Source organism: Flammeovirga agarivorans, from assembly GCF_012641475.1.
Taxonomy (GTDB): domain Bacteria; phylum Bacteroidota; class Bacteroidia; order Cytophagales; family Flammeovirgaceae; genus Flammeovirga; species Flammeovirga agarivorans.
On record NZ_JABAIL010000004.1, the window covers coordinates 449,814 to 472,939 of the forward strand.

At 32.9% G+C, this 23,126-nt stretch carries 25 protein-coding genes; 11 read left to right on the forward strand and 14 right to left on the reverse strand.

What is annotated here, in order from left to right:
* Positions 1 to 4 precede the first annotated feature (4 nt).
* On the forward strand, positions 5 to 430 hold the full coding sequence (locus HGP29_RS14740; RefSeq protein ID WP_168883183.1) for a DUF2147 domain-containing protein: 426 nt from the start codon (positions 5 to 7) through the stop codon (positions 428 to 430).
* Positions 431 to 444: 14 nt separating this feature from the next.
* Here the strand turns inward: HGP29_RS14740 and HGP29_RS14745 are convergent, their stop codons facing one another.
* The 7 genes from HGP29_RS14745 to HGP29_RS14775 form a co-directional block, all read right to left on the reverse strand.
* Positions 445 to 1,710, reverse strand: coding sequence for a tyrosine-type recombinase/integrase (locus HGP29_RS14745; RefSeq protein ID WP_168883184.1), 1,266 nt, complete (start codon positions 1,708 to 1,710; stop codon positions 445 to 447).
* 290 nt (positions 1,711 to 2,000) lie between these two features.
* Positions 2,001 to 3,344 carry an acetyl-CoA carboxylase biotin carboxylase subunit gene (accC, locus tag HGP29_RS14750; protein ID WP_168883185.1) on the reverse strand — a complete coding sequence of 448 codons (1,344 nt, stop codon included), beginning with the start codon at positions 3,342 to 3,344 and terminating at the stop codon, positions 2,001 to 2,003.
* Between the two features lie 64 nt (positions 3,345 to 3,408).
* On the reverse strand, positions 3,409 to 3,921 hold the full coding sequence (gene accB / locus HGP29_RS14755; RefSeq protein ID WP_168883186.1) for an acetyl-CoA carboxylase biotin carboxyl carrier protein: 513 nt from the start codon (positions 3,919 to 3,921) through the stop codon (positions 3,409 to 3,411).
* An 83-nt stretch (positions 3,922 to 4,004) separates the two neighbouring features.
* Positions 4,005 to 4,574: an elongation factor P gene (efp, locus tag HGP29_RS14760; RefSeq protein ID WP_168883187.1), complete on the reverse strand. Its 570-nt coding sequence runs from the start codon at positions 4,572 to 4,574 to the stop codon at positions 4,005 to 4,007.
* An 83-nt stretch (positions 4,575 to 4,657) separates the two neighbouring features.
* A complete protein-coding gene (locus HGP29_RS14765) occupies positions 4,658 to 5,644 on the reverse strand; it encodes a beta-ketoacyl-ACP synthase III (RefSeq protein ID WP_168883188.1) in 987 nt (328 codons plus the stop codon).
* Positions 5,645 to 5,799: 155 nt separating this feature from the next.
* Entirely contained in the window at positions 5,800 to 6,006 is a 207-nt protein-coding gene (gene rpmF / locus HGP29_RS14770) for a 50S ribosomal protein L32 (RefSeq protein WP_168883189.1), read from the reverse strand.
* A gap of 19 nt (positions 6,007 to 6,025) precedes the next feature.
* On the reverse strand, positions 6,026 to 6,556 hold the full coding sequence (locus HGP29_RS14775; protein ID WP_168883190.1) for a YceD family protein: 531 nt from the start codon (positions 6,554 to 6,556) through the stop codon (positions 6,026 to 6,028).
* 146 nt (positions 6,557 to 6,702) lie between these two features.
* Here HGP29_RS14775 and HGP29_RS14780 point away from each other — a divergent pair, with 146 nt between their 5' ends.
* The 6 genes from HGP29_RS14780 (at position 6,703) to HGP29_RS14805 (ending at position 12,192) form a co-directional block, all read left to right on the forward strand.
* The gene (locus HGP29_RS14780; protein ID WP_168883191.1) at positions 6,703 to 7,404 is read left to right on the forward strand and encodes a 16S rRNA (uracil(1498)-N(3))-methyltransferase; all 702 of its coding nucleotides are present in this window, start codon (positions 6,703 to 6,705) and stop codon (positions 7,402 to 7,404) included.
* Between the two features lie 108 nt (positions 7,405 to 7,512).
* Entirely contained in the window at positions 7,513 to 8,187 is a 675-nt protein-coding gene (locus HGP29_RS14785; protein WP_168883192.1) for a DUF4159 domain-containing protein, read from the forward strand.
* A 67-nt stretch (positions 8,188 to 8,254) separates the two neighbouring features.
* Entirely contained in the window at positions 8,255 to 9,277 is a 1,023-nt protein-coding gene (locus HGP29_RS14790; RefSeq protein WP_168883193.1) for an acyl-CoA reductase, read from the forward strand.
* 1 nt (position 9,278) lies between these two features.
* Entirely contained in the window at positions 9,279 to 10,391 is a 1,113-nt protein-coding gene (locus tag HGP29_RS14795) for a glycosyltransferase family 4 protein (RefSeq protein ID WP_168883194.1), read from the forward strand.
* A gap of 33 nt (positions 10,392 to 10,424) precedes the next feature.
* A complete protein-coding gene (locus HGP29_RS14800) occupies positions 10,425 to 11,078 on the forward strand; it encodes a metal-dependent transcriptional regulator (protein WP_168883195.1) in 654 nt (217 codons plus the stop codon).
* Positions 11,079 to 11,127: 49 nt separating this feature from the next.
* Positions 11,128 to 12,192 (forward strand): M42 family metallopeptidase, encoded by a 1,065-nt coding sequence (locus HGP29_RS14805; RefSeq protein WP_168883196.1) that lies wholly within the window; start codon positions 11,128 to 11,130, stop codon positions 12,190 to 12,192.
* A gap of 82 nt (positions 12,193 to 12,274) precedes the next feature.
* On the opposite strand, the gene HGP29_RS14810 is transcribed toward HGP29_RS14805, so the two are convergent.
* The 5 genes from HGP29_RS14810 to HGP29_RS14830 form a co-directional block, all read right to left on the reverse strand.
* On the reverse strand, positions 12,275 to 13,300 hold the full coding sequence (locus HGP29_RS14810; protein ID WP_168883197.1) for a DUF481 domain-containing protein: 1,026 nt from the start codon (positions 13,298 to 13,300) through the stop codon (positions 12,275 to 12,277).
* Between the two features lie 85 nt (positions 13,301 to 13,385).
* The gene (gene hisS, locus HGP29_RS14815; protein WP_168883198.1) at positions 13,386 to 14,756 is read right to left on the reverse strand and encodes a histidine--tRNA ligase; all 1,371 of its coding nucleotides are present in this window, start codon (positions 14,754 to 14,756) and stop codon (positions 13,386 to 13,388) included.
* Between the two features lie 193 nt (positions 14,757 to 14,949).
* Positions 14,950 to 15,861, reverse strand: coding sequence for a DUF58 domain-containing protein (locus HGP29_RS14820; protein WP_168883199.1), 912 nt, complete (start codon positions 15,859 to 15,861; stop codon positions 14,950 to 14,952).
* A 67-nt stretch (positions 15,862 to 15,928) separates the two neighbouring features.
* Positions 15,929 to 16,723, reverse strand: a complete 795-nt coding sequence (locus HGP29_RS14825; protein ID WP_168883200.1) for a septal ring lytic transglycosylase RlpA family protein — start codon at positions 16,721 to 16,723, stop codon at positions 15,929 to 15,931.
* Positions 16,724 to 16,735: 12 nt separating this feature from the next.
* The gene (locus tag HGP29_RS14830; protein ID WP_168883201.1) at positions 16,736 to 17,518 is read right to left on the reverse strand and encodes an RlpA-like double-psi beta-barrel domain-containing protein; all 783 of its coding nucleotides are present in this window, start codon (positions 17,516 to 17,518) and stop codon (positions 16,736 to 16,738) included.
* Between the two features lie 156 nt (positions 17,519 to 17,674).
* On the opposite strand from HGP29_RS14830, the gene HGP29_RS14835 reads away from it, so the two are divergent.
* Positions 17,675 to 17,995: a DUF3276 family protein gene (locus HGP29_RS14835; RefSeq protein ID WP_168883202.1), complete on the forward strand. Its 321-nt coding sequence runs from the start codon at positions 17,675 to 17,677 to the stop codon at positions 17,993 to 17,995.
* Positions 17,996 to 18,122: 127 nt separating this feature from the next.
* The gene (locus HGP29_RS14840) at positions 18,123 to 19,301 is read left to right on the forward strand and encodes an AI-2E family transporter (RefSeq protein ID WP_168883203.1); all 1,179 of its coding nucleotides are present in this window, start codon (positions 18,123 to 18,125) and stop codon (positions 19,299 to 19,301) included.
* Between the two features lie 70 nt (positions 19,302 to 19,371).
* On the opposite strand, the gene pssA is transcribed toward HGP29_RS14840, so the two are convergent.
* Complete coding sequence (gene pssA, locus HGP29_RS14845; protein WP_211093298.1) at positions 19,372 to 20,049, reverse strand: CDP-diacylglycerol--serine O-phosphatidyltransferase; 678 nt, start codon at positions 20,047 to 20,049, stop codon at positions 19,372 to 19,374.
* Between the two features lie 24 nt (positions 20,050 to 20,073).
* Positions 20,074 to 20,715: an MBL fold metallo-hydrolase gene (locus HGP29_RS14850; RefSeq protein ID WP_168883204.1), complete on the reverse strand. Its 642-nt coding sequence runs from the start codon at positions 20,713 to 20,715 to the stop codon at positions 20,074 to 20,076.
* A 104-nt stretch (positions 20,716 to 20,819) separates the two neighbouring features.
* Here HGP29_RS14850 and HGP29_RS14855 point away from each other — a divergent pair, with 104 nt between their 5' ends.
* Both HGP29_RS14855 and HGP29_RS14860 read left to right on the forward strand, forming a co-directional pair.
* Entirely contained in the window at positions 20,820 to 21,908 is a 1,089-nt protein-coding gene (locus HGP29_RS14855) for an NAD(P)/FAD-dependent oxidoreductase (protein WP_168883205.1), read from the forward strand.
* Positions 21,905 to 23,116: a PAS domain-containing protein gene (locus HGP29_RS14860; protein ID WP_168883206.1), complete on the forward strand. Its 1,212-nt coding sequence runs from the start codon at positions 21,905 to 21,907 to the stop codon at positions 23,114 to 23,116. The genes HGP29_RS14855 and HGP29_RS14860 overlap by 4 nt, the downstream gene beginning before the upstream one ends.
* Positions 23,117 to 23,126: the final 10 nt, after the last annotated feature.

The following is a 23,126-nucleotide window of genomic DNA, read 5'->3' on the forward strand; positions in this document are numbered from 1 at the left end:
TAAAATGAATAGAACTTTATTTTTATTCTCTCTAATTTTTGCATTCTTCATTAACCATGTTAATGCTCAAGAATCTTCGGTATTTGGTGTTTGGAAAACAATTGATGATGAGACAGACCAAGCAAAAGCTTATGTCGAAATTTACAAAGATGGAGACAAGATGTTTGGGAAAATCATCAAATTATTATCAGATCCCGAAGATAGTATTTGTGAAAAATGCTCAGATGAATTTAAGAACCAGAAAATCGTTGGTATGAAGATCATCTGGGATATGGAACAGAATGGAGATCAATGGATTGATGGAAAAATTCTAAAACCTGAAAACGGCAAGATCTACAATGGTAAAATTTGGGTAGAGAATGGAAAACTTCAAGTACGAGGTTACCTCGGTTTTATGTACAAGACACAAACTTGGGAAAGAGTAGAATAATATCTACTCTTTTTTTATTTGTATTCATTATCGTACAAATGTTCTAATTCGTCTCTTATTTTATCTTTTAAATAATGTTTTTCAGTTACTTCAGTAGTAGCATGACACAATAATCGAGATGTCAATAAAAGCCCATGCTTATCTAAGGAGTTATAAGCAAAAGTATGTCTCAAATTATGTAGACTTAAACCATATACTTCTCCATTTTTTTCTATTTCTTTCTTCCCTATTTTATGTAGATAATCAGAAAAATATTTTGATAAAGAAGAGGTTGAATTCTGAGGTAATAACTTATCGTTATCATCTAGTCCTTCACAATAATTTATTAAATGATCATAGACATCTTTATTTATAGGTAACTCGATTTTGTTATTTTTTCCCTTTGCCCAAATTTTGATTTTCTTAGTTTTAAAATTGATGTCTTTTTTTCTAAGATGAACCATGCTACTTCCTCTTAAACCAATTCCAGCTCCTAATACAATAATGATCTTTTGATATTGATTTCCTTTGGAATATATTTCTTTTAAATCATTCTCACTAATTCTTATTCTATTTACCTCATCAGAAGTTTCTAGTGCTTTAAGGTTTTTCACTTTCAGTATTTCATCTTGTGAAATATTGCTCACATTTTCTTCTATCAAAAAATCTACAAATCGTTTAAGGGCAGTTAAGTAAAAATTTAGTGTAGTGATTTTTAAGGAAGCATTATTCCTTAAAAAGGCATTAACCGTAAGATCATTTAGTACAAATTTTTGATACTCATCAAAAGAGTATTGAATATAGAGTTTTACTACATTTCCTATTGCCTTTGGGTAATTTGTATCCCTTCTTAATTTTGATTTCGATTTTAGCCAAAGTAAAAACCTTTCGTCCCAAGTATTGCTTAAAAGTTTTTTATCCTCTTGTACCCCATCAATCTTGGTTACTTCTAACCATTTGAGATAGCCCAATTTATTCTCCAGGTTTATTCTTCGAGCATATTGTCTTCTTTGTGCTTTCTTAATTGTATTTATTTCATTGGTTTCTACTAGACTTTGTAAATACTCTGTATAATCTTTAAAAGCATTTCTGTAATACCTTCCTTGTTTAAATTCTATCAAAAACACTAAAAAATAACGTAATGATGTCAATGATTTCATGACTAATTGCTGCTCATTTTTATTCCAGTCATCTTCTAGCAGATACCTTTTATATTGATCAATAATATCTTTTTTAAAAAGATAGCTTTCCTGATTAGCAATTATATGATTTGTTGTTTTAAGTGCTTTTAGTTTAATCATTTGATTAAATATTCAATTAATTAAAAACCTATATATCAAATATACTTAAAATATAAACTAAATAACGATTTTATAAAGAATATATACCATCTAAATATATGTTCACTTCTATATTTTGTGTTATATAAATTTCAATGTATTTGCACTTGAATAGATTTATCTCGAATTCTATTTGAAATATTAATTCTATAATCAATGCTTTTAGATTAATATTAAACATTCTTTGATAGATAAAAAAAGAGGAGCTCTTTAAAAGAACTCCTCTATTAAATCTATTTTAAGGAAAAAGTTTACAGTGTATCGTAAGTATACTCTTCCATAAATTTAGTCGTAAAGTGACCAGATTGGAACTGCTCATTATCCATAAGTCTGATATGGAAAGGAATTGTTGTATTAATACCTTCGATTACAAACTCATTTAAAGCACGTTTCATTCTTTTAATCGCTTCAATTCTTGTTTCCGCAGTAACAATTAATTTAGCAATCATTGAGTCATAGTTAGGTGGGATTGAATAACCTGAGTATACGTGTGTATCAACACGTACACCAGGGCCACCTGGAATATGCAAAGTAGTAATTTTACCTGGGCTTGGTCTGAAATCATTAGCAGGATCTTCCGCATTGATACGACATTCGATAGAATGTGCCATTGGCGTATAGTTCTTGCCAGTAATTTTCTCACCTGCAGCAACTTTAATTTGTTCTTTAATAAGATCAAAACCAGTTACTTGCTCAGTTACAGGGTGCTCTACTTGGATACGAGTATTCATTTCCATGAAATAGAAATCACCATGCTTATCTACTAAGAATTCTACAGTACCAGCACCTTCGTAGTTAATTTTCTCAGCACCTTTAATAGCTGCTTGTCCCATTCTCTCACGAAGTTCTGGAGATAAAGCTGGAGAAGGTACTTCTTCTGTCAACTTTTGGTGACGACGTTGGATTGAACAGTCTCTTTCTGATAAGTGACATGCTTTTCCTGAACTATCGCCAACAATTTGGATTTCAACGTGACGAGGTTCTTCAACGAACTTCTCTAAATACATACCGTCATTACCAAATGCTGCAGCTGACTCTTGACGAGCAGAATCCCAAGCTTTTTGGAATTCATCTGGACCATTAACGATACGCATACCACGTCCACCACCACCGGCAGTTGCTTTCAAAATCACTGGGTACTTAATTTGCTCAGCGATTTTTAAACCTTGTTCAACAGAATCTAATAGACCTTCTGAACCTGGGATTGTAGGTACGCCAGCTTCTTTCATTGTAGCTTTGGCAGTTGCCTTATCACCCATTTTCTCGATCATATCAGCTGAAGCACCGATGAACTTAATGTTGTTTTCCTCACAAATACGTGAGAAGTTAGCATTTTCAGATAAGAAACCATAACCAGGATGCACAGCATCACAGTTAGTAATCTCAGCTGCTGCTAAAATATTTGGAATGTTTAAGTACGACTCTGTACTTGGTGCAGGTCCAATACAAACGGCTTCGTCTGCAAATTTGACATGCAAGCTTTCTTTATCTGCTGTTGAGTAAACTGCAACCGTTTTAATCCCCATCTCAGAACAAGTACGGATCACACGTAATGCAATTTCACCTCTATTTGCAATTAATATTTTTTTGAACACGACGCCCCAAATTTATTTAGTAAAAAAATAAAATAATTGTGGACTTAAATCTTTGGTGTAAAGATTAAGCCGGATCTACCAAGAATAATGGTTGATCGTATTCAACTGGTGACATATTGTCAACAAGAATTTTAACGATTTTACCTGATACTTCAGATTCGATCTCGTTAAATAATTTCATTGCTTCGATAATACAAACAACATCACCTTTCTTTACTGTATCGCCAACATTAACGAACATATCAGAATCAGGGTTTGGAGCTGTATAGAAAGTACCAATCATTGGTGACTTAATTTCGATATAGTTTGATGTATCAGCAGCTGGTGCTTCAGGAGCTGCAGCAGGAGCTTCAACAGCTGGTGCTGGTGCAGCAGCAGGAATTTCAACTGGTGCAGGTGCTGCGATAGGTGCAGCTGGAGCAGATGCTAATACTGGAGCAGCAACAGGTGCAGCTACAGCAGCTGCTTCAGGGTTGCGCTTAACGTGAAGTTTGATTTCTGCAGTTTCTACATTTACTTCTTGCAAACCTGAGTTTGCAATAAAGCTGATCAGATCTTTTACCTCTGGTGCTTTCATAATGTGATAGTGTGTGAGAATTGGAACCTGTAAACATATTGTTACAGTTCCCAATATCTTTTATTGTATAAGATTAAATACTATTATTTTTTCACGCGTTCAACATAAGAACGCTCTTGTGTGTTCACTTTGATAATATCTCCAGTGTTCACAAACAATGGTACCATAATTTGAGCGTCAGTTTCTACTGTAGCTGGCTTTAATGTGTTTGTTGCTGTGTCACCTTTAATACCTGGTTCAGTGTATGTCACTTCCATTTCAACAAATTGAGCAAGTTCACAACCTACTACTTCATCATTTGCTTCAACGTGGAATAAGATATCAACACTCATACCATCTTTAAGTAAATCATTATTTGGAACTTGGTCTTCTGGTAAAGTTACCTCCTCCCAAGTGTTTGTGTCCATAAAATGGAAACCCATATCGTCTTGATAAGAATATTGATGTTCTCTTCTTTCAATACGAGCTGTAGTCACTTTGTGACCTGCTGTGAAAGTGTTGTCAATAACCTTTCCAGTTCGGATACTTTTTAATTTAGTTCTAACAAACGCAGGACCTTTACCAGGTTTTACGTGTTGGAATTCCACGATAGCGAAAACATCGTGGTTAAATTCGATACAAAGTCCGTTTTTAAAATCAGCTGTAGATGCCATCTATATTAAATCTAATCTGTTTTAAAATGCTGCTTTTGATTAGAATCAAAAACTCAACCAAAAGCAAAAATATAAATTTTATATTAGTATGCCCACTTGATATAAGCAGAACCCCAAGTAAATCCACCTCCAAAGGCTGCTAAGATAAGATTATCTCCCTTTTTTAACTTATTTTCATAATCCATAAGACATAAAGGAATAGTTGCAGCAGTGGTGTTTCCGTACTTATTGATGTTCATCATTACCTTTTCGTCACCCACATTCATTCTTTGGGCAGTGGCATCAATAATTCTTTTATTAGCTTGATGAGGTACTAAGTAAGCCACATCATCACCTTCTAATTTATTTTTATCCATAATTTCCGCTGCAACGTCTGCCATAGATGTTACTGCATATTTAAATACATGCATTCCAGCTTGGAAAATATAGTGTAATTTATTGTCAATCGTCTCATGAGAAGCTGGCATTCTAGATCCACCTGCTTTCATATTCAAGTATTCTTCACCAACACCGTCACTTTTAAGAATAAAGTCCATAACTCCTTCTTCTTCTTCAGTTGGCTCTAATAACACTGCTCCAGCACCGTCACCAAAAAGAACACAAGTAGTACGGTCAGTATAGTCAACAATACTTGACATTTTATCAGCTCCAACAACAACAACTTTCTTATATTTTCCTGTTTCTATAAATTGAGATCCAGTACTTAATGCATATAAGAAACCTGAGCAGGCAGCACCTAAATCGAAGCTAAAAGAATTATCAGCACCAACTCCTTTAGCAATAATGTTTGCTGTTGCAGGGAAAAACATATCAGGTGTAACTGTAGCACATAAAATTAAATCCACATCCAAAGGATCTGTATTCGTTTTTTCTAATAATTGTTTTACAGCTTGAATACCTAAGTAGGAAGTACCCATATTCTCTCCTTTAAGAATACGTCTTTCTGATATACCTGTCCTCTCTAGAATCCATTGATCATTTGTATCAACCATTGTCTCTAGTTCTTGATTGGTAAGAACATAATCAGGAACGTATCCTCCTACGCCTTTAATTGCTGCTTTTAATGCCATAGTAATATTGGTATTTCTTTTCTTTTTTTGATTTCAACATCAATTAAAATCAAATTTCAAAAGGCAAAGATAAACAACTCTTTTAAAATCCATATAAAGTATAAAAAAAAGCCAATCCTTTTTTAAGGATTGGCTTGATTCTAAGTAGAATAAAACTACTCAGCTGCTTCTTCTACATCTGTTGAGTTATCGATAACCACTTGGCCACGATAATACATTTTACCATCTGCCCAGAAAGCACGGTGTCTTACGTGTGCTTCACCAGTTGTTTGGCAAAAAGAGATTGTAGGTTTATCCATCTTAAGGTGCGTTCTACGCTTACCTCTCGAAGCTTTCGAAATTCTCGATTTAGGATGTGCCATTTTTAATTCTTAATATATATCATTTGAGTTTTTTCAAAATATCCCAACGAGGATCATTAGATTTCTCTTCTTCCTCGTCTTCTACTTCGTCTTCCAATTCTTCACCCTCTTCTAAAGTAGTGTAAAATAAGTCTTCTTCCTCCTCTTCGTCTGGATGAAGTCTTTTTGTTGGAAGTGATAATGCTATTAAATCATAAATGATTTGAGAAAAATCAATAGAATCCTCATTAAATGGGATTTTAATTAAATCATCCTCAAGCATCTCATAATGATCAGAAAACTTAAAGAATACTTTTTGATGAGCATCTAACTTTTGCTCATATTCTCTAAGGCTTCTATCACTTAACAAAGTAACGTTTGCATCAAGCTCCACTTCTACTTCAACAGCAGTTTCGCTTTTTGCAAGGTGCAATATCGCATTTCCAGAAATATTTTCCATCAATTCAGATTCAAATAAATCTAAAAGTTGTTGCGATAACTCCAATTCAAACTGGTGCTTACCATTTTTCAGCCCAGCAATTCCTATACTATATGGTTTTTTCTTATTCACCTCTTATTTGATTTGGCTTGCAAAAATACAAAATGAAATCATGTAACAAAAGGAATTCTTATCTTTTCATTGCAATTTTTGAGAAATAAATGTAAAAGTCATTTATTTTTATGTTCAAATACGATTTTCAAAGATAAAAGACCAACATGAGATTATTTTTCCATAAAGATATACGTCCCGATGATCAAGAAGTTACATTACTTTCTGAAGATTCAAAACATATTGTTAAAGTGCTCAGAATGAATATTGGCGACGATTTACATTTAATGGATGGTAAAGGACATAGATATCATTGTCAAATTACAGACGCTCATCAAAAGAAATGTAAAGTAAAAGTGTTAGATGTTGAGATAATGCATAAAGCTGGCGCTCATGTACATATTGCCATTGCTCCTACTAAAAACATGGACCGTATAGAATTCTTTCTTGAAAAGGCCATTGAGATCGGTGTAAGTAGTATTACTTTTTTCTATTCTAAACACTCAGAAAGAAAGAATATAAAGCTAGAGCGATTAGAACGAATTGCTGTATCCGCGATGAAACAGTCTAGAAAATTTTGGTTACCTGAAATGAACGAAGTAAAATCTGTATCAGATGTACTTACATGTAACCATAAAGGGAAATTTATCGCATACGTACCTACAGTATCAACAGAACATCTCTTTAAGAAACTTAATAATAATGAAGATACTATAGTTTTAGTTGGACCTGAAGGTGGTTTTTCAGAGGATGAAGCTCAATTAGCCAAAGAGAATGGATTTGAATGGGTGAGTTTAGGTAAAGAAAGACTAAGAACTGAAACAGCGGGTATAGTTGCAGTTCAAATTATGAATATGATTGATTTGTAAAATGAATATTATCCTTTTTTATATTATTTAGAGTAATATTTCACTAAATTAATATTGAGGCTTGTTCTCTTACATTTAAAACAATGAATCTGAATTAAAGAATAGAATATGAAATTATTTTTTGGGTTAGCTTTTACATTATTAATCATTCAAACCTCAGTTTTAGGACAAGTTTCTAGAAACTCCTTTTCATTGAAAATTGCAAAAATAAAATATGAAGGTGGTGGTGACTGGTACGCAAATAAGACTGCCCTACCTAATCTTGCTGATTTTTGTAATGATCAACTAGGTACTAATATAGATGTTGATGATGATATAGTAGAAGTAGGAAGCCCTGAATTATTTAACTATTCATATGTTTACCTCACAGGTCATGGAAATATTGTTTTCTCAGATTCAGATGCTGATAATTTAAGGCAATACTTAACAAATGGAGGCTTTTTACATGTAGATGACAATTATGGATTAGACAAGTTTATTCGACTTGAAATGAAAAAGGTATTTCCAGAATTAGACTTTGTTGAATTACCCTTTGATCACCCTATTTATCATCAGGCCTATAAATTCCCTAATGGGATTCCTAAAATACATGAACATGACGGCAAACCTGCTCAAGGGTTTGGACTAATCTATGAAGGACGTCTAGTTTGTTATTACAGTTATGAATCAGATTTGGGTAATGGTTGGGAAGACCAATCAATACATAATGATCCAGATGAAGTGAGATTAAAGGCTTTAAAAATGGGTGCTAACATTATTTCCTTTGCATTAACCGATTTTTAGTACATTTTCTTGTTTGATCATTTCTTTTCAGTTTGATTTGCACTGTTTTTAGAAATAATGAGGAATTATGAAGTTGCAAGAAAGAATTGATGCTTTTGTAGCATTAGGTGATAAACTGAGAACACTAGACACAGAAACTTCTGAAATGTTATCCAGAAGAGCAAATGATGACAATGGTTGGTTTAATGAGACAACTGTTGGAAATGCTATTAAGGGGATAACAAAAATGTTGGAAAAAGATACACTTTCCAATTGGGTATCATCTTATACATCTACTGAAGAAAACCCAAAAAATGTTTTGGTTGTAATGGCTGGTAATATTCCTGCTGTTGGTTTTCATGATGCATTATCTGTGCTTATTTCAGGTAATACTTTGATGGCTAAGTTGAGTTCTCAAGATACTTTCTTGATGAAAATACTTCTTGATTGGTTAATTCAATTGGAACCAAGGTTTAAAGATCGCGTTATTTTCTTAGAAGAACCTGCAAAAAATATTGACAAAGTGATTGCAACTGGTTCTGATAATAGTACTAGATACTTTGTAAAATACTTTAGTAAATTCCCTAATATCATTAGAGCTAATAGATCGTCAGTTGCGGTTATCCGTGGAGATGAGTCTAAAGAGACACTTGCAAAGTTGGCTGATGATATCTTCTTATATTATGGTTTAGGATGTAGAAATATCTCTAAAATCTATACTCCAGCAGGTTATGATCACAAACTATTGATGGAAGCGTTGGAAGATAGAGCAAAAGAGACAATCATCAACCATAAATATGCAAATAACTACGATTATAATAAATCGATCTACTTAGTCAATAAGGTAGAGCATTTAGATAATGGTGGTTTGATTCTTACAAAAAGTGAAGATATGGTCTCTCCTATTTCTGTACTTTATTATGAAGAATATGAAAATGGACAGGAACTAAAATTAAAATTATCTGAAAATCAAGAAAAGATCCAATGTATTGTCACTGACGGGCAATGGTTGGCTGGTTCAGAAGATTTTGGACAAGCTCAGTTCCCTAATGTAGATACATATGCAGATAATGTAGATACTTTAGAGTTTTTATCACCAATTTTAGCATAATATGAATGTAGTCCTCGCTTCTGTATTAAAACCGGTTGATGATAGTCGTGTTTATCAGAAAATAGGACAAAGTATTGCTAAAATTCAAAATACAAATATTCAGATCTTAGGAACAGAAAATGATGGTATTCCATCGTGTTTACCAAACATTACATTTGTCCCTTTGTTCTCAAATCATAAAAAAGAAGCGTTTTTCCGTATAAAAGGGAATAAACGCTTCTTTTCTTTTTTAAAGAGTCAGAAGAACATTGATCTTATTATTATCCATACGATTGAGCTTCTACCAGCTTTAGTTTTCTATAAAAAACTAAATCCGAATGTGAAGATCATATATGATATGCTAGAGAATTACCCTTTGAATTTCAAATCACAAATTTATCGTAGTGCATGGAAATCCAAGGTTTTATCATTTTTAAGTCATCAAATAGAGGTCTTCTCATTTCAATATCTTGATCATATTTTCAGTGCAGAAACTACATACCTAAAGGAAAAACAACTCCCATTGTATAAAACCACTGTACTTGAAAATAAGTATGCAGGCAAACTATTCAATACTATTCCCTCAACTGACCATTTACACTTTGTGATATGTGGTTCTTTAACAAGAGTTTTTGGAATAAATGAAGCAATAAAATTTATTGAGCTATTAAATAGTTGCAAGAAACAACCTGTTACCATAAAATTCACAGTGATAGGTAAAGCATATGAGAGTGATATTATCGAAAAGCTTAAGAAGATAAATCAGGTTCATAATGTAGAATGTATTGGCATCACTGATTTTATTCCACATAGTAAAATTATTAAGGAAATGCTCACTGCGAGTTACCTTCTTCTCTCTTATCCCGAAAATCCTTGTACCAAAAATTGTATCCCTACTAAAATGTATGAAGGTTTAGCATTGGGCATCCCTATGATCATACAAAATAATAGTCTTTGGGAAGAGATCACCACACCTACCAATTCTAGTATTTTCATCGATTTTAATAAAAAATCAGATATTCTTTCAATTTTTGATAAAATCCAAACACATAAACCCTATAGAAAAGGACCTGACAAAAACGCTTTATGGAAATCTGAAGAAGAAAAGTTGTTAAATGTGATACAAACCTTATAAATTGCATCTCTTCTAAAATTTTACACATATAACATGTTTAGTCACTCCGAAGAAAACTATTTAAAAACGATTTACCACTTATCGGCAAAACAAAAACCTGTAAGTACAAATGCTATTGCTGAAGCTTTAAGCACAAAGCCTGCTTCTGTGACAGACATGATTAAGAAGTTAAATAGCAAGAGTGTCATCCATTATCAAAAATACAAAGGCACTACATTAACTGCAGAAGGTGAAAAAGAAGCCTTATTAATAATTAGAAAGCATCGCCTTTGGGAAGTGTTCTTATTAGAAAAGCTAAATTTTAATTGGGATGAGGTTCATGAAGTTGCAGAACAGCTTGAACATATCAAATCTAAGCGTATGATAGAACGTTTGGATCAATTTCTTGGTTTTCCCAAACACGATCCACATGGTGATCCAATTCCTGATAAAAATGGGGAATTAAGAGATCTTGAAGCTATTAAATTATCTACACTCGCAATAAATGATGAAGCATCTGTTGTTGCAGTAAAAGATGAAAATAGCAGTCTGCTGCAGTATTTAGATAAAGTTGGTATTGGTATCGGCTCTAAAATTCAGGTCACTGATAAAATTGATTTTGACGAATCATTAGAAATTAAAATTGATGGTAGAGATAAAAAAATCATTTCTGCCCTAGTTTCAGAAAATATATTAGTCCAAGAGTAGAGATTTAATTGATTCATATTTCTCTCTCCTCACCTTAATCTTAAACCCAATGAGTTTAGATAGAATTGATATGCCCTTATTAAAGAAGATCAGTGAAACTTCTGGGGCTCCTGGCTTTGAAAAAAATGTCAGAAAACTATTAATCGAAGAATTAAAAGATATCGTTGATGATTACTATGTCGATAACATGGGTAATCTTATCACTATCAAAAAATCCAACACTGCAAATGCAAAGAAGTTTATGTTTGCTGCTCATATGGATGAGATTGGATTTATGGTAAAATACATTGATGATAATGGGTATATCCGTTTTCAAACTTTAGGAGGTTTTGATCCAAAAACTCTTACATCTTTAAGAGTTAAAGTTCATGGAAAAAAAGATCTTTTAGGCGTTATGGGTTGCAAACCAATCCATTCAATGTCAGCTGCTGAACGTCAGAAAGTGGTTACAAATGAAGAATATTTTATCGATTGTGGCCTTTCTAAAGAAGAAATAGAGAAACACGTAAAAATTGGAGACTCTATTACAAGATGGCAAGAGGTTGAAATGATTGGAGACCTTATTAATGGTAAATCTTTAGATGACAGAGTTTGTGTCTATGCACTTGTCGAAGTGATGAAAGCACTAAAAAATCAAGACGTACCTGTAGACGTTTATGGTGTTTTTACAGTACAAGAAGAAGTTGGTTTAAGAGGTGCTCAAGTTGCTGGACATGGTGTGTCACCTGATTTCGGCATTGCACTTGACGTTACTGTTGCAAATGATATCCCTGGTTTATCACCACAGGATTACGTCACACAAATGGGTAAAGGCACTTCTATTAAACATTTTGATGGAGGGACAATTTGTGATAGACGAATGGTAGAATATTTGGAAACTGTAGCTGAGAAAAATGAAATTACTAATCAGCCTGAGGTTTTACCTTTTGGAGGAACGGACACTGCGAATATCCAAAGAATGCCGAAAAATGGATCTATCGCAGGAGCCTTATCAATTCCTATGAGATATCTACATCAAACTACAGAAATGGCACACCCTACTGATGTAGTTGCAATGATAGACTTATGCGTTAAGGCTGTCACAGAAATTGATAGTATCGTCATTAATGATTAGAACTTCAATCTAAATCAATACATTTAAAGCAAGGTTATATTTTAATATGGCCTTGCTTTTTAATTACCATAAACTTGCTGCTTTATTTATTATTCCATCCAAAACTAGTTGTAAAAACAAAGTCTAGCTCCTTTCCTACTTCTGCTGGATTAGTATCATAGTTCATTGAATAACTAAATTTCAAATAAAGATCAAATGGTAGATTATATTTAAAGTTTGTATTTCCATCACAACGCCAACGATCCGTTTCGGTTATACTTTTATAGCCAACTGCTTGAACATAGATATCGATATCACCTACATCAAAAATATTAATTTGGGTACCTAAAAATGTCTCTATTGATTGATTTGGAGGAGAATCATTGGTAAAGCTTTCAGTAAGGTAGTTGACACCTAATGTCATACCCCAATTCGCTTTATTTGTATGAACTAAATACTTTCCTGAACCCACTTGTAATGTATAACGAAGATCAATTGATTGCTCAGTATTCGTTAAAATCCCATTGTTTAATATTAGAAAGTAATCCTGTTGTAAAAAATAAGCAAAGGCAACATTTGCATTATTACGTTGAATGGGATCCACATCATCTTGTGTTGATGATAGATTGTCCATTGTAATTCCAATCTGATAAAAATTATTTGTGAAATTTAAATTGGTTGAAGCTGTTATTTGAGACAAATGGTTCGCTTTTGTAAAACTGAAACCAAGGTCTACTCCACCTTGTAATTTCTTGTACATTTTTGAATGTACTTGCTGTAAATGAACAAGATCCTCTAAATCTACTTTATGTGAGATATATTGACTCTGGATCGTCACAGAGTCGTCAATCACATCTCTTAAATTACCTATGAAATGATTGCCATTTTCAAGTGTGATAATAAAATCAGTCTTAGATTGAATTCTTTTTAAGCCTTTCCATTTGACTTGAAAATCACTGTCGCTGTATTCTGTTTTGATCGTAAAAACACCTTTATTGAAAGATTTTATTTCACCGATCATTACGTCTCCATTATTGAATGTAAGCGTATCCAAATTCGTTTGTCCATTTATTTTTACTATGGAGAGAAATAAAAATAATGTAAATAAAAAAATAGGTTTCCTTTTCATGGAAGTCAAAAAATAAATCATACACTTATCAGTAGAATAAGCATATAAAAAAACACGTCATTTTGGGTGACGTGTTTTTCTTTATTTATTTTAAAACTTCTATAATCTGTTCATCTGTGAGTAATTGTTGCTCTCCGGTTTCCATATTCTTTAGAGAGAACTTGCCTTGGGCCATTTCATCTTCCCAAGCCAAAACAACAAATCCAATTCCCTTTTTATTCGCAAAATTCATCTGCTTTTTCATTTTGGCGTTATCTGGATACAACTCAGCACTGATCCCTGCCGTTCTTAACTTCTGAAGTAGTGGCAAACAATAATCTCTACCAGCATTATCAAAGTTTGTAATCATCACTTTGGTTGTTTCAATTGCTGACTGAGGATATAAATCTAATTCCTCAAGAACATCATAGATTCTATCTACACCAAAAGAAAAACCAACACCAGAAAGGCCTTCAACACCAAATACTCCAGTAAGGTTATCATATCTACCTCCACCGGAAATAGAGCCCATATTGGCATTATTAACTTTCACCTCGAAGATCGCACCAGTATAATAAGACAAACCTCTAGCTAATGTAACATCGAATTCTACCTTTTCAGTTGGAACTCCCATTACTTTTGTAAAATTAAATACTTCTTCTAATTCTGAAATTCCTTTTAGGCCAATTTCAGAAGATGCTAAGAAAGTTTTCATTTTCTCTATACGCTCTTCTGTAAAACCTGACATTTCATAAATTGGTAAAAGCTTACTCACTGCATCTTCTGTGAATCCTCTTTGCTCAACAAGTTCTTGGTTTACTTTATCAACACCAATTTTGTCTAGCTTATCGATGGCTACACATAATTCAGATTCCTTACCGTTTTCACCAATCGCTTCTGCAATACCTGTAAGTACCTTACGGTTATTTAACTTGATGGTGTGATCCGTAACCTTTAAGTTAGTTAAAGCCTCACCCATCATAGCTAAGATCTCTGCCTCACATAATAATGAGTCAGTACCTACTACATCCGCATCACATTGATAAAACTCTCTATAACGACCTCTTTGTGGTCTGTCCGCTCTCCACACAGGTTGCACTTGATAACGTTTGAACGGGAAACTAAGGTTTCCATGATTCATTACAACGTATCTAGCAAAAGGTACAGTAAGATCATATCTTAGACCTTTCTCAGAAATTTTAGGTAGCATAATCTTTGCTCCCTTTTCTAAGTCTTCAGCTTTTACCTTTTTAAGGTAATCTCCTGAGTTGACAATTTTAAATAAAAGTTGGTCTCCTTCATCACCATATTTACCTGTTAAAACAGATAAATTCTCCATAGTTGGAGTCTCTAAATTCTGAAATCCATACTTTTTATAAACAGTCTTAATAGTTTCTAAAATATATGTTCTTTTGGCCATCTGTTCTGGTCCAAAATCTCTTGTACCTTTAGGAATAGTAGGCTTCTGCTTACCCATGCTTTGTGTATTTTAATTTTTGATGGTGCAAAAATAAGGAAGTTTTTATTAAGAGTTAAGTCTTATGACTTAAGATTTATTTGTTGCAAGTTAAGTATTGGGTTATAGACTATTATTTTTAAGAAAATGAGACTTCAATAGGTAATAAAAAAATTAAGAGTTAACACCAATGTATTAACTCTTAATTTTTTTATTACCTCATCCTAGTTCTTTTAATGAGGTAAGGTAAAATAACTTGATCAATATCTTTTTTACTATCTACTTCTACATAATCAATTTTGTATTGACCACATTTCACATTCAAATCGTGATAGAGTTCTTGGATAGTATTTTTATATTTTTCTCGAATTTGTGATGGTCTTAATTTCTCTTTCTGTCCTGTTTCCACATCTACAAAAACCATTGGTCTTTCGGGAAATTCTAGTTGCAATTCCGTAGTATGATCAGCAACATGAAACAGTAATACCTCGTGATTATTATGTTTAAGGTGTTGTAATGCAGCGAACATTTCATCACGATTACCCATCTGTCCCATCATATCTGAAAAAATAATCACTAATGATCTTTTATGAATCGTTTCAGCTACTTGATGAAGCACCTTAGCAATATGAGTCCCTTTTTGAGTGGGAGGTTTCTCCAACATCTGCTGAAGCTTTACAAAAATTTGATGTATATGAGTTTTGGTAGATTTTACAGGTGTAATTTCTTCTATATCATCCGAGAATGTACATAAACCAACAGCATCTCTTTGCTTTTGTAGCATATAGCCTAAAGAGGCCGCAGCTAGAGTACTAAAAGCCATCTTATCGTAAGTTTTATCCGGATAATACATCGAAGGAGAACGATCCAAGATAATCATAGCTCTTAAATTTGTCTCCTCTTCATATCTTTTTGTAAAAAGCTTATCTGTCCTTGCGTATACTTTCCAATCTATATGACGAGTACTTTCTCCTGGATTATATAAATTATGTTCCGCAAATTCAACTGAAAAACCATGATAAGGAGATTTATGTAATCCTGTAATAAACCCCTCTACCATTTGTTTCGCTAAGAGTTCTATATTGCCGTATTGGCGGATGGTATCAAAAGAAATTTCTTGTATCATATTTTGATTGGTAGATATAGTTATGTCGAACAACTCGAACCATTAAATATTATAATGGTTAAAGAAGTTACAAATGCTTTTTGACAAATGCACCTTTATATCCTTTAGATTTCACCTTTGAAACATTTTTCTTTGCTTCTTTTTGTGAGAAATCTCCATATAACAAACGATAAATTTGTTTACTATTAGACCACCCCGATTGAATATATACTTCAGTTAACCCCTTTTTATTTGCAGTTTTTCCGGCATTAATAGCTTTCTTCAAATCGCTATATGATGCCATTTGTATACCATAACCATTTTTGATCTTTTTTGATGTTCCCCATATACTATATGTGCCAGGAGCTCCATAATTAGAGTTTTTTGATGTGCTTGTTGTTGTTGTAACTGTAGTTGGTTTGGGCTTTTTATCTTTCTTAATATCTTTAGAAGTAATGGCATCGGATGATCCACCACTTGTACCTTCTTTTACTTTTGTTCCTTCACCATTGATATAAAGGATTTCAATTTCGACATTCGCAATCCCATCTTGAACCATATCTATCTTAACAGCCGCTGCTTTTGATAAATCTAAAATCCTATGTGATTTAAAAGGTCCTCTATCATTTACCCTTACAACAACCCATTGTTTATTTTTAAGATTGGTTACTTTCAAATAAGTGTCAAACGGAAGCTCTCTATGTGCACATGTAAAGGCATACATATTGAATCGTTCACCATTTGCAGTTTTCCTTCCATGAAATTTATTTGCGTAGTAAGACGATTGTCCTGTTTTAGTATCTCCTACTTTTTTTTGTCCAAATGTGACAATGGAGATCAATAAGAAAGTTATAAGCAGTAAATTCTTTCTCAAATGCATCATTAATGAATACGTTTATTTAATAAAATGCTTTCGCAATTCTTTTGTTGAAGTTCCAATACTTTTAAGCAATTCTAAAAGTGGTGAAGCATCTTCCTTATCCTCAAAGTTACCAATTAATAATCGATATACACGATTACCTTCAGACCAACCTGTTTGGATATATAGTTTTGAAAATAAATAGTCTTCTCTTAAAGTGTGAGCTTGGTCTATTATAAATTCAATATCGTCTGATTGAGCATATACTATACCATAACCCGTAATATCTGCAATAGATCCATCTAGATGATGAGAACCATCTGATTTGAAAAGAGATACATCTACATTAAAACCAGAGTTTTTTAGTCTTTCTTGTTCAGCTAACTGTTTTTTCCTTTCCTTTTCTTTCTTTTTGCGTAGCGTTGCTGGGGTATCAACGAGAATCACCTCAACGGTAACCGTTTGTTTCCCTATCATATCTAGCTTTTGCCCAGCTGCATAGGTCACATCAAGTATACGTTGTTGAGTGTATGGTCTGTCTATGATTTTTAATTGAACTATTTTCCCATTATCTACATTTCTTACGCTTACAATACTCCCAAAAGGATAGTGAGCATGTGCTCCTGTCATTGCGTTCTTATCATATTTATAACCACCTTCTGTGATTCTACCATTTCGATCATCTGGATAATAGGATGCTTCACCTATTTCAGTATGACCTATGGTACTTATAGTTTGGGCGCTCGTGAATTCAGAAATACAAAAAAATGATAATAATAGGACAAATACTTTCAATTTTTGATAGGCTTGTTTGTTCATTGAAATTTAAACGAACTTTTAAGATACGAAAAAAATTCACAGATCTTGAATTTTTAAAATAAAGTATAAATAAAGTGCATTTTTTTCCGAATTAGCTTGCATTTTTTAAATGTTATATAAAAATTTAAGACGTAATTGAACTAAAAGATAAGGATTGTGGAAGAGAGAAGAGAAGAAATCTTTTCGAGAAAAGTACGTGCCGGAAAACGCACCTACTTCTTTGATGTTAAGGCCACTCGTTCTAACGACTATTACTTAACAATCACGGAAAGTAAAAAACGCTTTAAAGATGATCAGCCTGTATTTGAAAAACATAAAATTTTCTTATACAAAGAAGACTTTGACAAATTTGTTGATGCTCTTGGAGAATGCGTAGATAAAGTGAAGAATGATCTTCTATCTGACTACGACGACTACAATGAAAGCACTGACAATGATTACCAAAGTGAGCCACTAGACAACGATTTGTCTTATTAATGAGCAACTAGATGTAATCTAACAAGGCTCTCGTTTTTAATTAAGCGAGGGCCTTATTATATTTAAATAAGGGAGTTTTAAATCAATACTTAAATCCTACTCCCTGTTTATTACTCCATCATCAAAAATGTCCGACAAGAACAATACTTCATTCAAAGAAATTGCTTCTGTAGCCAAGTTCTTCAGATCGTTTACCAATTTAATACTAGCAATTGGTGGTGTTTTGGTTTTCTCTTGGTTAGCTGTACAACTTCAAGATGTATTAGCCTATCTAATTATTTCTTTAATAATATCATCAATACTACAAACACCAACAAACTACCTTGCGAACCTTCATGTATTTGGTTATCGTTTTCCAAGACCATTAGCTGTAGTATTTTCATTTATACTACTATTCGCCATCATCGGCTTATTTGTATTCCTCTTCTATCCATTAATCAAAAGTCAGATTGGAGTATTATCTGAAAAGAATCCATCCGAACTTGTCAATGTAGTCGAAGGTCCCATTTATATCATGGAGGATTTGATCAGGAACTATATCATGCCAGAAGCGAAACAAGGTTTCTTATTGAATCAAGTACTAGAAAATATCAATTCATTAATTAAAAGTGATTCAATTAAGAACGTCATTAACGGGTTGATATCATTAACAGGTAATTTTGCTGTTGGTACAATGGCCGTATTATTTATTACGTTCTTCTTTCTAAATGATCCAGGGCTATTCAGAAGACAAATAATCACTCTAATTCCAAATAAATATTTTGAAGTATCTATATCTGCAATTATAAAAACTGAAAAACTGCTTTCTAGTTATTTACTCGGATTATTTCTACAGATGTTAAGTATCTTCTCTATTGCTACAATTGGACTAAAAATCGCCAATGTGGAGTATGCCATTACTATTGCAGTTTTTGCAGCTGTAGCCAACCTAATCCCTTATCTTGGGCCATTTTTAGGTTTTACTTTCGGTATGTTTGTCGGAATTTTGACAGATGATTCATTAGTCGAAATGGCTGATTATTTATTTCTTGGAGCTAAAATATTATCTGTATTCGCCGTTGTACAAGTTGTAGATAACGTCGCTGTACAGCCTATTATCTTCTCACGTAGTGTAAAAGTACATCCATTAGCCATTTTCCTAGCCGTCTTCATTGGGTCAGCATTAGGGGGTGTTCTAGGAATGGTTTTCGCTATTCCTACCCTTACTATTTTAAAAGTAGGATTAGAAGAATTCCTTTATGGTTATAAGAAATATCAAATATTCTCTACAAAGAAAAAGTTGAAACTACTGAAGAAAGATAGTTAGAAAATAAAAAAGCGTTTATTCATTAAAATCAATTTATGAATAAACGCTTTTTTGATGTCTCCTAAAAATATCATCTAAAAATGATAGAGACAATAATTTGTGTGGCTACTACCATAGGAAGTGCAGCTACTTGGAATATTGCTAGCAAGACAATGCTTGTGATGATCATAATATACCTTGGTTCATTCCCCTTCCAACCAAAATTCTTAAACTTTAGCGACACTAGAGGAATTTCAGCATTCAATAAAAAAGACATCACAATTGTTATCCCTAATAATAACCATTGATTCAAAATTACTTCTGAATACTGTGGATACATATCCATAATTAAAGGTAATGACCCTATTAGAATGGCATTTGCCGGTGTAGGAACACCAATAAATCCATCCGATTGTCTCTCATCTACATTAAAGTTTGCTAACCTAACAGCAGAAAATGCTGCAATAATATACCCTAAGTAAGGAACATATTCATGAAACACATCTGTCTGCAGTAGTAAATGAACCATGATCACTGCAGGTAATACACCAAATGTGACCATATCTGCAAGTGAATCCAATTCTTTACCAACAGGGGAAGACACTTTCAACATTCTTGCGGCAAACCCATCAAAAAAGTCAAAGCCTGCTCCTACTAAAATCATAGATGCTCCTAAAATTAGGTTACCATCAAAGCAGAAGGATATACCAAGACAACCACTCAATAAGTTGCAACATGTAATTGCATTAGGTATATGTTTTTTTATCATATTAAATTAATAGCTTTAATTGTTCTACCCTCTTACAAAAGGATTACTTCTTTTCTCATCACCAATTGTTGTGAAAGGACCATGCCCTGGGTATACTCTTGTTTGGTCAGGAAGTTTATACATTACATTTGCTATATTATCCAATAAAGTCTGATGATCTCCACCAGGTAGATCCGTTCTACCAATAGAACCTTTGAATAAAACATCCCCACCTAAGGCTAAATCATCTTCCTTAGAGTAAAATACCAAATGACCAGGTGAATGTCCAGGAACATACAAGATCTCTAAAACTGAATCACCAAATGTAATTTGACCTTCATTCTCTAATAATTGATCAGCAGTAGATTCTACAAAACCTGGAATACCATAACGCATACAAGACTCTTTTCCTGACGCCAAAGTACTTACTTCCCCCTTTGGAATATATAATGCTACACCAAAAGTATCTTGACAATACTTATTCCCAAATACATGATCTAAATGGCAATGTGTATTTACAATTTTCACCACTTTTAAATCATTGTTTTCAATAAACGCTTTTAATTGAGATTGCTCAGAAGCATCATAACAACCGGGATCGACAATAACTGCTTCTTTGGTATCATCCCAAATTAAATAAGTATTCTCTTGAAATGGATTAAATGTGAAAGTCTGTATTTGTATCATATGAATATATTTTTCTCAGAATAAAAAAGTAATAATTAACTCTAAGTCCATAAGAACCTATGAATGATTATATTTGTCTACAAATTTACAATTAGAAATTTAGTATGACAGATCACATCGATTATTTAATCGTAGGGCAAGGACTTGCAGGGACAATTTTAGCAGAAACTTTAGAAAATAAAGGTTTTTCGTACAGAATAATTGATAATGGAGTCAAAAAAAACTCATCAAGAGTAGCTGGAGGTTTATACAATCCTATCACAGGGCGCAAGATGGTGAAAACATGGCTTTGTGATGACCTTTGGAAAACACTTGATGATTTTTATCCAAAATTTGATCAAAAATATAATACAACATCATTTAAACCTATCAATTTATATTTCCCATTCGATTCTCAAGAAAAACAAACCGATTGGATTAGTGCAAGTGCGGATGAAAAATATGATGGTTATATCGCTAAATTTCATGAAGACGGTTTATATCAAGATTTCGTAGAGCCAAAGTTTGGTGGAATGGAAATTACAAGATCAGGTTATGTTGACATTCCTATTTTTTTAGATGCTTTTCTAGAAAAAGCAAAAGTAGAAGGAAGGTTAATAAACGAAGAGTTTGATCACTCAGCCTTAAGCCATAATGACAATAAAATTGTCTATAAAAATATTGAAGCTAAACATATTATCTTTTCTGAAGGCAATAAAGTAGAAAATAATCCTTTCTTTCCAACGTTAGATTTTAGACCGGTAAAAGGCGAATTACTACTTATAAAATTCAAAAATGCCCGTTTCCACCATATTCTAAATAAGAATGGTTTTATACTACCTATAGATGAAAATGGTACTTGCAAGTTAGGTGCAACCTACGAAAGAGTTGAAGATATGGACTCCCCATCGGAAAAAGGTAAAAGACAACTTTTAGAAAAAGTAGATAATTTGGTAAATGATGAATATGAAATACTAGATCATTGGTCAGGTATTAGACCGGCTACTTTTGACAGACGACCTTTTATAGGAACTTCTGAGGAAAATAAAAATATTCACATTTTTAATGGGTTAGGTGCAAAAGGTGTATCTTTAGGCCCATATTTCGCTAATTTATTAATTGAACACATTGAGAAGGGAACAGAATTACCTAGAGATGTAAGATTAAATAGATTATCGAAACAGCAAAGAATACAAATGAATACTAAAGTATGAATACTCAACTGAATACTATATTTTCTAAACTTCAAGTTAAGTCAACAGTACTATATATTGTGATGTTGATTATTATACTTTCAGGTAGTATGGTCAAAGTTTTTATTGATGTTCAACAAGAAAAAGATTTCTTACATCAAGCAATTAAAAACTCCCAAGCATTACTTCAGTATAAAATTGCTTCTAAAGAAATAAAAAAGACAATTGATGAAGTAAGAAATAGTGGCCTTGAGTTATATAAATTCACTCACTCATCAGTATATTTTTTAAATGATAAAGGCACACCCCTTTATTGGATAGAAAATGCAGATGAAAGTAATATTCTTGAGAAGCATTCAAAAAATAAAGTCTCTTCTATCCTATTAGGTAGATTTAAAAAGAATAGGTTTAAGGAAAAAGAGATCTATAAAGGGTATTTCATTTCCAGAGTCAATGTTAGTGAAAGTAATGATCGCTCCATTGCATTAGTAATTAACCAATATGAACTTTGGCTACAGCAAAGCATCAACACTTTTCCATTAGCACTTCTGAGTATTATCTTATTTAGTATTTTTTACTTCAGTATAAATTCATCCAACAAAAATTGGGTGTATAAACCAGTAGGAAAACTTATAAAACACCTAGAGTTTGAGGCTCAAGGTATAAGTAGTGAACTTTCTAGAGAAGTTTCTGAAGATTGGCAAAATATATTTATGGAGTTAGAGCTTTCCAGAAATAACAACAATACTCTTCTAGCACCAGAGACTGAAGAGGAAGTAACTCAAAGGTATCATGCTCAATTAGAAGAGTTAAGGTGGGCAAAACAGCAACTAGAAAAATATCAATCAAAAGATATTGAACATGCTTCCCCTACCCAAAGTCATATCATTACTGAAGCTTTTGAAAATTCGACTATAGGAATTATGGTTACAGATCAAGATAGTATTCCTATATTTGTCAATAATAAAGCAAAGGAGATTTTAGGTAAAGGCATAAAACCAGAAACCGAAGAAGACCTCCTCGATGTTCGAAAAATTTATATCGAAGGAACTGATGCTGAAATTCCTTCAGAACAACATCCAATGATTTTAACTAAACAAACTGGACAACCTCAATTATCAAAACATATAGAAGTGTATAACCCAAATACTGGCTTTAGAAATGGCGTAAGTATTTGCAGTGTTAAGATTGATGAAGGAGTTGTTGTTAGTTTTGTGGTTTTGAAGTAAAAATCCTCAA